Annotated in this window: 15 protein-coding genes; 8 read left to right on the forward strand and 7 right to left on the reverse strand. The window is 46.9% G+C overall.

Features of this window, described 5'->3' with window-relative positions; translation table 11 throughout:
* Window positions 1-286 precede the first annotated feature (286 nt).
* Window positions 287-1,879, reverse strand: coding sequence for a GTPase HflX (gene hflX / locus QUA62_RS05445; protein ID WP_333402839.1), 1,593 nt, complete (start codon window positions 1,877-1,879; stop codon window positions 287-289).
* A gap of 49 nt (window positions 1,880-1,928) precedes the next feature.
* Between hflX and QUA62_RS05450 the strand changes: the two genes are divergently transcribed.
* The 3 genes from QUA62_RS05450 (at window position 1,929) to QUA62_RS05460 (ending at window position 3,247) form a co-directional block, all read left to right on the forward strand.
* Window positions 1,929-2,054, forward strand: a complete 126-nt coding sequence (locus tag QUA62_RS05450; RefSeq protein WP_263053573.1) for a hypothetical protein — start codon at window positions 1,929-1,931, stop codon at window positions 2,052-2,054.
* Between the two features lie 403 nt (window positions 2,055-2,457).
* Window positions 2,458-2,670, forward strand: coding sequence for a chlorophyll a/b-binding protein (locus QUA62_RS05455; protein WP_190656884.1), 213 nt, complete (start codon window positions 2,458-2,460; stop codon window positions 2,668-2,670).
* A 298-nt stretch (window positions 2,671-2,968) separates the two neighbouring features.
* Window positions 2,969-3,247: a Photosystem I reaction center subunit PsaK gene (locus tag QUA62_RS05460; protein ID WP_333216098.1), complete on the forward strand. Its 279-nt coding sequence runs from the start codon at window positions 2,969-2,971 to the stop codon at window positions 3,245-3,247.
* A gap of 598 nt (window positions 3,248-3,845) precedes the next feature.
* Here the strand turns inward: QUA62_RS05460 and QUA62_RS05465 are convergent.
* Entirely contained in the window at window positions 3,846-4,196 is a 351-nt protein-coding gene (locus QUA62_RS05465; RefSeq protein WP_333283183.1) for a hypothetical protein, read from the reverse strand.
* Window positions 4,197-4,303: 107 nt separating this feature from the next.
* Window positions 4,304-4,885, reverse strand: a complete 582-nt coding sequence (locus QUA62_RS05470) for an antibiotic biosynthesis monooxygenase (protein WP_333402841.1) — start codon at window positions 4,883-4,885, stop codon at window positions 4,304-4,306.
* Window positions 4,886-5,330: 445 nt separating this feature from the next.
* Here QUA62_RS05470 and QUA62_RS05475 point away from each other — a divergent pair, with 445 nt between their 5' ends.
* On the forward strand, window positions 5,331-5,570 hold the full coding sequence (locus tag QUA62_RS05475) for a hypothetical protein (protein ID WP_333402843.1): 240 nt from the start codon (window positions 5,331-5,333) through the stop codon (window positions 5,568-5,570).
* Window positions 5,571-5,586: 16 nt separating this feature from the next.
* On the opposite strand, the gene QUA62_RS05480 is transcribed toward QUA62_RS05475, so the two are convergent.
* Together QUA62_RS05480 and QUA62_RS05485 are read right to left on the reverse strand one after the other, a co-directional pair.
* Window positions 5,587-6,186 (reverse strand): class I SAM-dependent methyltransferase, encoded by a 600-nt coding sequence (locus QUA62_RS05480; protein WP_333402845.1) that lies wholly within the window; start codon window positions 6,184-6,186, stop codon window positions 5,587-5,589.
* Window positions 6,187-6,363: 177 nt separating this feature from the next.
* Window positions 6,364-7,041, reverse strand: coding sequence for a DUF2834 domain-containing protein (locus tag QUA62_RS05485; protein WP_333402846.1), 678 nt, complete (start codon window positions 7,039-7,041; stop codon window positions 6,364-6,366).
* Between the two features lie 255 nt (window positions 7,042-7,296).
* Between QUA62_RS05485 and QUA62_RS05490 the strand changes: the two genes are divergently transcribed.
* The 3 genes from QUA62_RS05490 (at window position 7,297) to QUA62_RS05500 (ending at window position 9,731) form a co-directional block, all read left to right on the forward strand.
* Complete coding sequence (locus QUA62_RS05490) at window positions 7,297-8,460, forward strand: baeRF3 domain-containing protein (RefSeq protein ID WP_333402848.1); 1,164 nt, start codon at window positions 7,297-7,299, stop codon at window positions 8,458-8,460.
* 18 nt (window positions 8,461-8,478) lie between these two features.
* The gene (locus QUA62_RS05495) at window positions 8,479-9,171 is read left to right on the forward strand and encodes an SRPBCC family protein (RefSeq protein WP_333402850.1); all 693 of its coding nucleotides are present in this window, start codon (window positions 8,479-8,481) and stop codon (window positions 9,169-9,171) included.
* Between the two features lie 185 nt (window positions 9,172-9,356).
* The gene (locus QUA62_RS05500) at window positions 9,357-9,731 is read left to right on the forward strand and encodes a signal peptidase I (RefSeq protein WP_333402852.1); all 375 of its coding nucleotides are present in this window, start codon (window positions 9,357-9,359) and stop codon (window positions 9,729-9,731) included.
* On the opposite strand, the gene galK is transcribed toward QUA62_RS05500, so the two are convergent.
* Window positions 9,721-10,800 carry a galactokinase gene (gene galK / locus QUA62_RS05505; protein WP_333402854.1) on the reverse strand — a complete coding sequence of 360 codons (1,080 nt, stop codon included), beginning with the start codon at window positions 10,798-10,800 and terminating at the stop codon, window positions 9,721-9,723. The two genes, QUA62_RS05500 and galK, sit on opposite strands and share 11 nt — an antisense overlap.
* A 180-nt stretch (window positions 10,801-10,980) precedes the next feature.
* Between galK and rsmA the strand changes: the two genes are divergently transcribed.
* Window positions 10,981-11,820 (forward strand): 16S rRNA (adenine(1518)-N(6)/adenine(1519)-N(6))-dimethyltransferase RsmA, encoded by an 840-nt coding sequence (gene rsmA, locus QUA62_RS05510; RefSeq protein ID WP_333402856.1) that lies wholly within the window; start codon window positions 10,981-10,983, stop codon window positions 11,818-11,820.
* Window positions 11,821-12,051: 231 nt separating this feature from the next.
* Here the strand turns inward: rsmA and QUA62_RS05515 are convergent, their stop codons facing one another.
* The gene (locus QUA62_RS05515; RefSeq protein WP_333402858.1) at window positions 12,052-12,768 is read right to left on the reverse strand and encodes an ATP-binding protein; all 717 of its coding nucleotides are present in this window, start codon (window positions 12,766-12,768) and stop codon (window positions 12,052-12,054) included.
* Window positions 12,769-12,836: the final 68 nt, after the last annotated feature.

The following is a 12,836-nucleotide window of genomic DNA, read 5'->3' on the forward strand; positions in this document are numbered from 1 at the left end:
TCTTTCACCTTTACGTCGCGTACCGTGGTTGGGCCAGAGTGAAGCAACATCTTTTTGCAACCTCTGAACCAATAGCCGTTACAGCCATTAACAAAGAGTGTTTTTACCTTGACCGGGGCCTCCGGAAATTATTTATTTAACCGATCGCAAAATAGAGATGCTGTATTGTACTTTGCAATGCACAATCTGACTACTCTTTTATAATCTCATAGTTCGACTAGATCTGTCCTCAGTATATGTACGTATATTCCCCCATGTCAACTACCCAAAAGAAATATTTCAGTATTTACCGAGGGTAGAGGGCGTATTGAATGAGCTGAGCTAATCTGTCGCGGAGAGTTTCCATCCCCAAACCTTTGGCGGCAGAAATAAATACTGCTTGAGGAAATTCTTCCCGGGCGAGGGCGAGAGTATCTCCATCTACGGCATCTATTTTGTTAAAAACTACAAGGGCTGGCCCGGGAGTGACGGGCATATCTGTCAAAATATTCATGACGGATCGAATTTGGCTCTGCCACGCCGGATGGGAGAGATCGACAAGGTGCAGCAAAGCATCGGCGTCAGTGACTTCTTCGAGGGTAGCCCGGAAAGCGTCGATCAAGGCGGGGGGCAGTTCGCGAATAAAGCCCACTGTATCTGTGAGGACGAGCGACAGGGGTTCCCCGGTGACGCCGGGAATGGTCAACCGTCGAGTTGTGGGGTCGAGGGTGGCAAATAACTGGTCGGCGGCATAGACCTCGGAATTCGTGAGCAGGTTGAGCAGAGTCGATTTACCGGCGTTGGTGTAGCCGACGATCGCCACTGAGGGTACGTCGTGATGATGGCGGTTCTGCCGCAGCCGGAATCGGTGCGCCAGGAGTTGATTTACTTCTTGCTGCAATCGAGAAATGCGTTTGGCGATCGTCCGCCGTTCGGTTTCTAGTTTGGTTTCCCCGGGACCTCTGGTACCGATGCCGCCACCCTGTCTCGACATTGCCTGACCGCGACCTCTGAGCCGGGGCAGGGCGTACTCTAGCTGAGCGAGTTCGACTTGTAATTTACCCTCGCTCGTTCGAGCTCTTTGGGCAAAGATGTCGAGAATTACCTCTGTGCGATCGACTACGCGGATACCTATCTGAGTTTCCAAGTTCCGTATTTGTGCGGGGGCCAGGTCGCGATCGAATACCACGAGGTTAGCGCTAACCGTCTGAGCCGCGAGGGAAATTTCCTGAACTTTGCCTTCGCCGACGACTGTCTGCGGATGGGGGCGCGATCGTTTTTGGCGCACTGTTTGCAGCACCTGACCCCCCGCGCTTTCAACCAGCCGCGTGATTTCTGCGAGCCCGTCCTCAAACTCCAACTGAGTCATGTGCTGAGTCATTACACCTACCAACAGCACTTTATCTTGGTCTGCATCGACCTGCTTAGCGACAAACTCTGCTTCAAACTCTGCTTCGAGTCCTTCCACCAAATCCAGAAAGTCTTGGTTGGCGAGTTCGTCCAAATTTAGCGGTTCTGAGATTTTCCAGGGAAAGTGTTGAGTTTTGATTAGTGACTTTTGAATTGAAGGCTCTTCTATTTCATCAGTTGAATCTGGTTCTAACTGAGCGCTCAAAACAGAGAACTCAAAATTTGGTTGGTCTCCCTGGGGTATCAAGTGAGCGAGATAAGTTTCTTGGATGTAACCAGTCGCACCGCCGCCGCGGCGCTGAAATCCTCCGCCGGTCAGTGTCAGCCAAACGAGGGCGTCGAGGCGCTGAATTGCCATTGCTGTGAGAGCTGCTTCGCTTGGGGTTTCTGGCTTCAGATGGGTGGCGATGCAGCGAATGCCGCTGAGGCGACCTCCCCCGTAGCGGGGTAATTCTAAGGGCGCAATCTGCGTTTGGCGGGGTGAACCCACGCCGACGCGAATTACTTGTCCGCGGCGGTTGATGTAGGTGCAGATTGGTTTGTCTATTTCCGTGCTGATGGCGGCGACGCGCTGGGCGAATTCTGCCGTGGTGATGCGATCGCCCGGTAGTCGCTGGTGGTACAGCTTTTCGAGTTGCTTGAGCTGGCTGGACTTTAAACCTTGAAGATGGCCGTAGATGGTTTCGATAACTGTTTCTCCCGATCGATCTGTTTATCTCCTATTTTAGTAAACTCAAGGGCGATCGTGTTCGGGTTTTAAGTTGAAATTTACTAAATTTTCTTGCCTCTAGCAGAGCGCGGATTCAGTCTTGTCGAGTCACCAGCGCCGTTGTTTGTCGCTACGGGGCGATCGAGCCTTTCACAGCGGCCACCTCAGCTTGCAGTTGTATTTAGTATTTATAGATACAGGCGATCGCTGAAAAATCTCGCGCAACAAAACTTAACACTTTATTTTTTGTTTCAAAATCCTCCTTTAGACTTGTGTGTATCTTGGGCCTAGAGACAGATAGCCAAGCAGAAATTAGGTCGCTACCATGAGAAGCGAACATTGTTAAGGAATGTAAAAACATGGAAACTCGTCCTACTAACGTGCCTCCTACGGCTAATGCTTACAACGGTAAAGATCGGAATGCCTTTCTGTTTGGCTTCAACCCGCAAGCAGAACTTTGGAACGGTCGCTTAGCGATGATTGGTTTCTTAGCTTATTTGCTGTGGGACGCCGCTGGATATAGCGTTCTGCGTGACATCCTTCACTTTCTGCCTACCTACATTGCTCAGTAATGAGTAGCTGTCTGTCCTGTCTGGCAGCGTGAGTAAATGCCGCCACTGCCAGACAGGCTAAAAGTTACAAATGGCAGCGAGTATGGTTTTGTCCCTTTGTATCTTTCGTTACTTTTGAATGGCATTAAGAGACTTCTTGCTGTGATTCGATGATTACGGGTGGGGGCGATGTCGCTGGCGCGGTGAATATTGACAGCAACAGATATTTATTACGTAAAGGCGATCGCTCCTGCTATATTGGTGGAAAGAAATCTCATCGAGCATTTCTGATAGTTTATGAAAAATAGGAGCATCAACCATGATTAACTCAAATTTACTGGCAGTAGTAGCATCGACTGTGACTGACACAGCCTCAGGAAATTGGCAAAAGCCTCTGGTGATGTTTATTTGCAATATCTTAGCCTTGCTAGTTCTCAGCCGCCGAATTTGGTATCCCCACGTCGGGCCGAAAATGCCTTTGCCCTTCCCGTCTTTGTTCAACAATGTTAGCGTGCCGGCATTTCTGGCTTGCATGAGCGCAGGTCATTTGCTGGGAGTATTGGCGATTTTGACGCTGAGTATCGACAAGGCTATCTAGTAGCAATTGCGCCGCTGTTTGGGCGATTTCTTGCTGCAATTTGTTGGTTAAGCGGCTGACAAAAAATGGCAGGGGTAAGTGAAAAGCACTCACCCCTAATTTTAATTTTCTTTATAAAATGACGCAGAAATCGGTTTTTTTACCATGCACCTACAACTAACGGGGCTTAAACAAATTTCAAGCCCAAACTAGCTTGCTCGACAGGAAATAGGTCACTGTTGGCTTATAGCGCACCCACAAATCTATAAGATATAGCTGTTGTCAAAGCTTTTAATATCTCCGTAAAAGTAGTTAAAAATTGCGATGCCCTTAGCAAGGACGCAATTCACCCTTCAACTGATACCAAATTACCAAACGGTAGACCCAAAATACTAATATTCAATGCCCATAAAGACGGCTCATTCCTCTGACGGGATACTAGGCATAATCCTAACAATTTCTGAGAATCACGATAGAATAACTCTAGCCAATTACCTTGGAAGTAGGTTGTTGCTCAAGAGTGATGATTCTTCTACAAAGAAATCAGCTTTAGAGATAGCTGGATTACCAAACCAGCAATGCCTTATGCTGAAAGCAACACAAAATATATAACTATTCATCAGGTCAATTTGGGCAGTAGTTTGTATACAGCAAACTGCTCAAATGTTGTTGGAGTGAGGCTCTCAGGGGTTCGTGCTGTGGCATAAATTCCGTCAGGGTTGGCAAGCGCACGCAGCAGCTTTCCTAACTCTTGTTGTACATTTGGTGTCGCTCCCGCTAGTGCAAGCTGGTTCTGTATCGATTCGATCGTTATCTGGACATAGTTGATTGGGTAATCGAGCATCCGTGAAAGAAGAGCCGTTATTTCAATGAGCGTTAAATTTTGGGGTTCCATGAGATTACGAGTCCATTGACCAGCCCATGTCTCATCTAGTAAATACTTTGCTGCTTCATCGTAGTCTATGGTCATCCATGTAGTGCTGCAACTTACTGTGGGTAATCCAACTTCGCTCAAAATTATCCAGCCAAACCGATTGTCCCCGTCGCTGCTAGCGATCGCCACAAATTCATATGATTTTAGGGAATGGGATATAGCCATTTGCGAAATATTTGTGTTAAGCGCGGCATGATCAAATAGGTGAGCAGGATAACAGTCAGACCTGAGATCATCAGAGATGTGAGCAACGCAGGAAGCCGTGATAGTAGCGGTACCAGCAAACGATTGAGAATAGAAATGGTAACAAACACTCCCAACCATGTAACTAACGCCATTTTGTAGCGAGGGGGTGGAACCTTCATCGATTTATTGGGCAGCGTAAACCAGGTTTCCAATCCGGTCAGGGTTTGAATATCTTCTGGCTTTTCAATCAAAGGCTGCAATCGCTCAATCCACTCTCGCCGAACATCAGATTCTAGCCAGGCCTTGAGATTGTCGTAGCAATCGAACTTGAGAATGACCACGTACTCAGGATGGGCGTGATGTTGGGGTCGAATAGTGCTGACACCCAGATGTCCCTTGAATTTTCGTGCATCTGCGGCGATGCCATGAAACCATGCTTCGTAACCTTCCTCGCGCCCCGGTTTCACTACATGAGAGATCACAGTGGTGACTAGAGAGTTGTCTTCACTGCTATTGCTTGCCAACGGTTCTTCCAACATATAATTTAGAGAATTAACTGACAGAAAAGTTTTATTCTGAACAACCACCCTATAGACACCAAATTGCTCGGCAATTTTCGGCAGCACGTCTTGAAACAGAAGGGAGATTAACGAATGCGATCGAGAGGGTTTTGCATGAGATAAAATGACTTAAAAAAAGACTTACAATCATTGACAATAGCTATTAAAAATACCCTCTACGTGTTAATAATGTGCTTTTTTATTAAAAGCGAAACGTCTATTTCCTCTAAATGGCTTATGGCGTAACCTGTTGCGGCATGAACTCAGTTTGCAAAATCTTACCAAATTTCACCACTCAAGATCCGCAAGTTAAGCGCTAAGTTAACGCGATCGCCCTAATCTCGACACACGTTACACCAACGCCCCTAACGCTTTCAATGTCGATTTCTGAGCATTCGTCAATCCCGTTGCCCCTCGAATATTCATGCCTTCATACCGTCGATCGCCCATCAAAGTCTTAATACAGCGAGCAGTTGCGACATCCCACACTTTAAACGCGATCGCCCTAATCTCGGCACACGTTACACCAACGCCCCTAACGCTTTCAATGTCGATTTCTGAGCATTCCTCAATCCCGTTGCCCCTTGAATATTCATACCTTCATACAGCCGATCGCCCATCAACGTCCGGTTACAGCGACCACTTGCGACATCCCACACTTTAATGGTGCCAATGATAGATTAGGTCTTTTGGGCAATGATATAAACATGATTTTCAGGATACTGGTCATATTCGAGATGGCGGCAGGTGCAATGATGGTCAACCAAAATTTGCAGGAAAGTATCTACACCCAAAGTGCTGTAATCAAAGTCTTGACCTTGAAATGCTCCCGAAACCTCGCTGCTTGTATGTCCGCCGCCACAAGTGAACAGGATCACTCCATTGGGTTCAAGCGCATCGCATAGCTTTTGTATCACAGGCGCTTGCTTGTTGATTGGTAGATGAAACGTGCTATCCCACGCTGCAATCAGGCTGTAAAGTTTCGGCGGCTGCCAATCACAAATGTCTTCCCGGTAAAACGTGATTTCTGGATGTAGCCGCTGGGCTAAATCGATCATTTCCCTAGAAATATCAAGTCCTTCAGGCTGAAATCCATGCTTGGATAAGCTGTTGATAAAACGTCCGCTGCTTCCACACCCGACATCAAGTGCTGCGTGCTGCTTAGAAGTAAATTCGATCGCCCGTTCTAATTGGGCAATCCCGTAGGTTGAATCTTGATGCTCAGTTTGCCACCATTGGGCAATTCGGTCGTAGCGGGCCGATGTATCATTTGGCTCCATAGAGTGACCTCATAAGTGGCGATCGAGATTTTCAGGACAATTAAAATCTTTCTCCACGGTACACCCAGACTACGCGATCGCCCCTAACGCTTTCATTGTCGCTTTTTGAGCGTTTGTTAATCCCGTTGCGGCTTGAATATTCATTACATCTTGAACACTACCAAATTTTTCAATGTTTCAATTTCTGGCTGTCAGTGGGAAAGTGGCGATTTCTGTTGCAGATTCTGGCAGAGGGGGGCGCAGACAAAGATAAACTAGCGGCCCTAACAGCGGAACTAGAGAGACTGCCCAAAAAATGCGATCGTCCGAGAGTCCGCGGCGTGCCATGTCGTCTCCCAGAAGTGAGGGAAATATTACAGCCATCAAGCAACAATCCCAAGTTATTAAATGTACAAAAGGAATTGATTGCCACTGCCTGACATAATCTCCCCAATCTCCATTTAACCAAGCCCAAGCTAACAGCCAGATAGTAGTTAGTAAAAGTACAATCCCTGTCCAGCGGGAGTCTGATATTTTGATCAACATATCTTTGCGGCCGGAAAATTGTGGCTGGGGCTGGCGCAGGAGTAAGTAGGGAATTAAGCCGATGATGCCGGCGCCGTTGGAAGCGATAAAAGCAGGCCCAGCGGATATATTTTGGGTTCTCTCATCAATGAATAGGAGGCAAGCGTAAACCATCGGCCACACTCCCATGAGAGCGAATACCGTTACAAGGTAGGGGTTAATTCCTTCTAGCTGGAATTTGAGCATTTTTTCCATAACTGTTAGCGTTCCGGGCCGATCGAGAGGAGCTAGCAGCAAGGTGTAGGCAATAAATGTTGCCCACAGCAACCCCAGAAACATTTTTGTTTTCATCAGATATAACGAGTGGTGGAACCCGACTAAACTAAATTATGGTAAAGTAGCGGCCGAGTTAGCGCCGTCTATCTTAGGTGATAAGCAGTTCGATTGGAACAGCGGCTGCAAACCCCGTTTTAGTTCGGGGATGAAATGCTCTACAGCAGCCGAGCATTACTTTAGGCAGACGCAGGAGCCCCGCCAGGGGAGATACATTTTAAAGAATCGGTTGTTTTCATTACACAACCCTTTATTAGAAAAGGAGTTTCAGCGATGAACTTAATATCTGTAGAGGAACTCAAAGCGCTGGTACAACAATCTGCTGGATTGTGCGTCTCTATTTATATGCCAGTCGCTCAAGGAACAGAAATTCAACAAAATCCGATTCGGTTCAAAAATTTAATCAGAGAGGCTGAAGACAAAATAGTAGAGTACGGATTTGACAAAAAAGAAGCTGCCCAATTGCTAGAGCCAGTCCGAGCAGAAATTGACCAGGAAAACTTTTGGGAAAATCAAAGCAACCTGCTGGCGATTTTTGTCGGTTCGGGATTTTTCCGCTACTATACCTGTCCGGTGAATTTTGATGAATTAGTGGTTGTGAGCGACAATTTTCACGTCAAACCGCTGATGCCTCTGCTGACAGGAGATAATTTATTTTATGTTTTAGCTCTCAGTAAAAAGGAAGTGAGGCTGATTGAGTGTACGGCTTACAGTGCTCGGGAAGTTGAAGTTGAAAACTTGCCGAAAAGCCTTGAGGAGGCTCTGCAATATGACCCGACAGCTAAAGATGGTCAGTTTCGGATTGCTACTTCCAAAGGAGGCACTAATAATTCTTTTCAGCAGCCGGGAAGTTTTCACGGCCAAGGAAGTCCGGATCGAGATGAGCCCCAGCAGGAAATATTGCAGTATTTCCACATAATCGATGGGGCGCTGCACAAATATTTGCACAATAAAAAAGCTCCTTTAGTGTTAGCTGGAGTTGAGTATTTGCTCCCGCTTTACCGAGAGGCCAATACCTACCCGCATTTAGTTGAAGAAGGAATTACAGGCAATCAGAAACTTCTCAAGCCGGAAGAGTTGCGGGCAGAAGCTTTGCCGCTTGTGGAACCTTTGTTTTTGCAGGCTCAGTCGGAGGCGATCGCACAATACCACGATTTGACAGGAAGCGATAAAATTTCTGCTGATTTGAAAGAAGCTGTTTCGGCTGCTTATTTTGGACGAGTCGATCGACTGTTTGTTGCTCTTGGCGTTCAGCAGTGGGGTACTTTTAATCCCGAGACGAACGCGGTGCAAATCCACCCCGAGGCAGAATTGGGCGACGAAGATTTGTTGAATGCCGCAGCAATTCAAACTATTCTCAACGGCGGAACTGTTTACGCAGTGCCGCCAGAAAAAGTGCCGGACGAGGCACCTTTAGCTGCTATTTTCCGCTATTAATTTACCAGGTTTAAACCAATGGAATCTACTTCAATGACAAATTCCGACAAACAAAACCAAAGTAGCAGCGGCGATACCGAACGCTGGGCATCTTTAATTGGTGGCGGGGCGCTGGTGCTTTTTGGTTTGTCGCAGCGTTCTTTGCGAGGTGCTTTGCTGGCGGTTGCGGGCGGCGGTTTAGCGGCGCGCGGTTTGGGGGTTGTGGAGGGTTTGCAGTCTGCTGCAGATCCGAATCAAAGCATTAAAGTTGAAAAGACGGTGACGATCGACAAACCGGCTGATGAATTGTACCGTTTATGGCGCAATTTTGAAAATTTGCCTCGGTTTATGAAGCATCTCAAACACGTTACTGTCATCGATGAAAAACGTTCTCACTGGATTGCCAGCGCGCCGATGGGCAATAGTGTGGAATGGGATGCAGAGATTGTCCGCGAAGAAGAAAATCGCTTAATTGCTTGGGCGTCTGTTGAAGGATCTGATGTTGAAAATTCTGGTTTTGTGCGCTTTCAACCGGCATCAGCGGGACGGGGTACAGAGGTAAAAGTTGTCATCGAATACAACCCTCCGGGCGGTGCAATTGGTGCTGGCGCTGCTAAACTATTTGGCGAAGCTCCCGAACAGCAAATTGCCAATGATTTACGCCGCTTTAAGCAGTTGATGGAAGCTGGGGAAATAGCGACTACGGAAGGTCAACCTTCGGGCCGCAAGTAATAAGTTAGATTGCTCCCCCCGATTTAACTCACGCCCAGAGCACTATTCTCAAGAACAGGCAAGATGCCTGTTCCACAAAGAGTGAATTTCTTGTGGGGTGGGCATCCTGCCCGCCCATAAAAAGCTTATTGAAAATGGGGCAAGATGTCAGATATAACCATCTTTGTTGTTTACCTGATTAGCTGATGTCCTCTCAAGTGGTTTTCGGAAATGCGGGCGTTGAAGGTGCAAGTCGGGGCGGTTGGTTTGCGGGTCACTTTATGACGCCTGAAGATGACCCGCGATCGACTTCTGTTTTAGAGGTAAAATGGGGCACTCACCCCGCCGGAGATTGTAGGACTCAGTGGGCGGTAAATGCGGAAGCCACGACGCTTTCTATCCTGGTAAAAGGGCGGTTTCGCCTGCAATTTCCCGAACAAGAAATTTTGCTTTCTCGCGAAGGAGATTATGCTCTCTGGCTGCCGGGAGTGCCTCATTATTGGTCTGCCGAGGAGGATTCGGTGATCGTGACTGTGCGGTGGCCTTCGCTGTCGGGAGATAGTTCGGGAGTTAAGAATTAACTTTCATATCGGGAACTAAAACGCGGCCTTTATAACCCGCGCGCTGGTAGCGATCGATCGCCTCTGATGCGATAACACCCGCTTTCCCGCTCTCAACCAGCGCTACGCAAGCACCGCCAAAACCTCCGCCCGTCAGCCTTGCGCCGAAGACTCCGGGGATTGACTGCAAGATGGCCGCCAGCGCGTCTACTGCCGCCACCGAAACTTCGTAGTCGTCGCGCTGGCTGGCGTGGGAAGCATTCATTAACTCACCAAAACGCTCTGCAGGCAAAGATTTTACCGCTTCGAGCACGCGGTTGTTTTCGGTAACGACGTGGCGCGATCGCCTTTTGAGGGGTTCTGGCAATACTTCGACTGCTTGGGGATCGGCGATATCCCTGAGAGCCTTAACTCCCAATATCCGCGCGGATTCCTCGCACTCGGCGCGGCGCTCGTTGTAGCCGCTTCCTGCTGCTAGTTTGTGGCTTTCGCCGCTGTCAATTATTAAAATTTCTGTGCCTGCGGGAAAAGGTACCGGGCGGCATTCGAGGCTGCGGGTGTCGATAAATAGCATGGTGTTGGTGTCTGCTAAACTCGACGCCATTTGATCCATGATGCCGCAGTTCAAGCCTGCATACTGGATTTCGGCTTGCTGTCCGATTTGAGCTAGCCGCACGTCATCTAGGGGGAGATTCAGCAGCGCGCGCAGTCCTCTGAGGGTTGCTATTTCTAAAGCGGCGCTGCTGGACAAACCGGAGCCGATCGGCACATTGGAGGTAATGTAGAGATTTATTGGCGGTACTTTGTATCCTTCTTTTTCTAAAAGTCTGAGGCAGCCACAGATATAACTGACGAAGTTTTGCGGTATTGTATCGTCGTCTGAATAATTTATGAGTTCGTCATATTCTGCTGAATAAAAATGGTGTAGAGCGTCGCTGCTGAAGCCGATTTCTACTGTTGTGCACTGGGGAATCGCAGTTGGAAGTACAAATCCATCGTTGTAGTCTGTGTGTTCGCCCAGCAGGTTTACTCTTCCGGGCGCACTGGCTGTGGTGTGGGGTAATGTACCAAATACTCGTTGGAATTGCATTTTTGGGGAATTGGTAATTGGGAACAAATTAATTTATTTTTTATCGTTTATCCTTTTATAGTGCCCATGTTTTTTGCTTAATTCAACCCCTGTTAACAAAAATCAACATGACCGTAGGTTAGGAAAAGATATTGAGCTGTGATAAAATGACAGGCTAAGATTTCTCCAAAAATTCAAAAAATGCGATCGACCAGACCCCGGAAACAGTTTGCTCAACATTGGCTCAAAAGCGAGAAAGCCTTAGATAAGATTGTGAAAGCGGCTTCTTTGGATCGCGATCGCGTCCTGGAAATTGGGCCGGGTACGGGGATTTTGACTCGACGCTTGCTGCCTGCGGCTGAGTCTGTTGTAGCGGTGGAGATCGATCGAGATTTGTGTCTCAAGCTAGCCAAACAACTCGGCAAAACCGACAATTTTTTACTGCTGCAAGGCGACATCTTGGAAATGGACTTAGAGGCTGAACTAACGGCTTTTCCCAAATTCCAAAATCCCAATAAAGTTGTTGCTAACATTCCCTATAATATCACCGGCCCGATTCTGCAAAAACTGCTGGGAACCATATCTGTTCCTGCTGCTAAACCCTTCGATTCGATCGTGCTGTTAGTGCAGAAAGAAGTGGCCCAAAGGCTTTACGCTAAACCGGGTTCGACAGCTTTTGGCGCTTTGTCGGTACGGGTGCAGTATTTAGCAGAATGCGAGTTAATTTGCGATGTGCCGTCTAAAGACTTTTTTCCGCCGCCAAAAGTCGATTCTGCCGTGGTGCGGCTGGTTCCGAGACAGATAGAAACTGCGGCGGTTAATCCGCGCTATTTGGAAAATTTAGTTAAGTTGGGTTTTGGTAGCAAGCGCAAAATGCTGCGAAATAATTTGAAAGGGGCTGTGGATTTAGATAAACTGGTTCAACTGCTAGAAGAGTTACAGGTAAATCCTCAATCTCGCGCAGAAGATTTAAGCGTGGCTCAATGGGTAAGTTTGAGTAATAATATTATGTCCAGTCAGCTAAATCTTAATAATTTTTAGTTAGGTATTCCGTTCTCTAGCTATTGAATAAAGACTCTTAGTGCGGAATACAAACATATTTTTTACCAATGATCCACAGGAGTAAATATAGTTTTTTAGCTCAAAGTAGGTCGGTGCGAAATGAAGTTTGATACAGCCATAAATTAATTACATTAAGTAATCTTGAGTCGGGAGGAAGTATCCGATCTCTAGTGCCACGGAACCGGGAAGGTTGGGCAGTTAAATTTAGGTTTAGTGTGCATTTTTTAAGGTGTATTTCAGCCTCACGGGAATTTTAATAATAAATTCCGTACCTTTCCCCGGTGCAGAAATACACTGCAATTCGCCTAGATGTCTTACGGTGATAATTTGATAGCCGATCGATAAACCCAACCCTATGCCTTTCCCTACTGGTTTAGTGGTAAAAAAGGGATTAAATAAGTGCTTTATCACCGATTCTGTTATGTCGGGGCCGTTGTTGGTAATTCTGATTTCTACCATTTCACTGTCTAAAAGTTTGGTAGAAATTTTGATGAGGCGGGGATTAGCTTCATCGGCTGCAATCGAATCGCTATGGCTGTCCTCTTCTAAAGCATCAATAGCATTAGCCAGGATATTCATAAACACTTGATTTAGCTGGCCGGGATAGCACTCTATTTTCGGTAAATTGCCATATTCTTTGATAACTTGAATGCTCCACAAACCTTGCTGAGCATTCAATCGGCTTTGCAAAATCATCAGTGTACTGTCAATTCCTTCGTGAATGTCGGCTAATTTCATTTCTGCTTCGTCATGGCGAGCAAAAATTCGCAGCGACTTGACAATACCGAGAATGCGCTCGGCGCCATTTTTCAGAGAAATTAATATTTCTGGCAGGTCAGAAATGATAAAATCTAAATCTACCGACTTGAGTTTTTCTTTAACTTGGGGTAGGGGATTTGGATACTGCTCTTGATAAAGATACAGCACTTCCGGATGTTATGAGGTACAGTAGCAGCAATTAGTAAACCAGTTTTTAAGATGTTTCGGATTAATTA

The sequence above is a fragment of the Microcoleus sp. MON1_C1 genome (genome assembly GCF_036701945.1).
Taxonomy (GTDB): domain Bacteria; phylum Cyanobacteriota; class Cyanobacteriia; order Cyanobacteriales; family Microcoleaceae; genus Microcoleus.

Bases quoted from the DNA above. Each gene is read 5' to 3' on its own strand.
- QUA62_RS05500 (WP_333402852.1), top strand. From the start codon at position 9,357: ATGTCCTCTCAAGTGGTTTTCGGAAATGCGGGCGTTGAAGGTGCAAGT.
- QUA62_RS05455 (WP_190656884.1), top strand. From the start codon at position 2,458: ATGGAAACTCGTCCTACTAACGTGCCTCCTACGGCTAATGCTTACAAC.
- QUA62_RS05485 (WP_333402846.1), bottom strand. From the start codon at position 7,041: ATGAAAACAAAAATGTTTCTGGGGTTGCTGTGGGCAACATTTATTGCC.
- galK (WP_333402854.1), bottom strand. From the start codon at position 10,800: ATGCAATTCCAACGAGTATTTGGTACATTACCCCACACCACAGCCAGT.
- QUA62_RS05480 (WP_333402845.1), bottom strand. From the start codon at position 6,186: ATGGAGCCAAATGATACATCGGCCCGCTACGACCGAATTGCCCAATGG.
- QUA62_RS05470 (WP_333402841.1), bottom strand. From the start codon at position 4,885: ATGTTGGAAGAACCGTTGGCAAGCAATAGCAGTGAAGACAACTCTCTA.
- rsmA (WP_333402856.1), top strand. From the start codon at position 10,981: ATGCGATCGACCAGACCCCGGAAACAGTTTGCTCAACATTGGCTCAAA.
- QUA62_RS05460 (WP_333216098.1), top strand. From the start codon at position 2,969: ATGATTAACTCAAATTTACTGGCAGTAGTAGCATCGACTGTGACTGAC.
- QUA62_RS05465 (WP_333283183.1), bottom strand. From the start codon at position 4,196: ATGACCATAGACTACGATGAAGCAGCAAAGTATTTACTAGATGAGACA.
- QUA62_RS05475 (WP_333402843.1), top strand. From the start codon at position 5,331: ATGCCTTCATACCGTCGATCGCCCATCAAAGTCTTAATACAGCGAGCA.
- QUA62_RS05495 (WP_333402850.1), top strand. From the start codon at position 8,479: ATGGAATCTACTTCAATGACAAATTCCGACAAACAAAACCAAAGTAGC.
- QUA62_RS05490 (WP_333402848.1), top strand. From the start codon at position 7,297: ATGAACTTAATATCTGTAGAGGAACTCAAAGCGCTGGTACAACAATCT.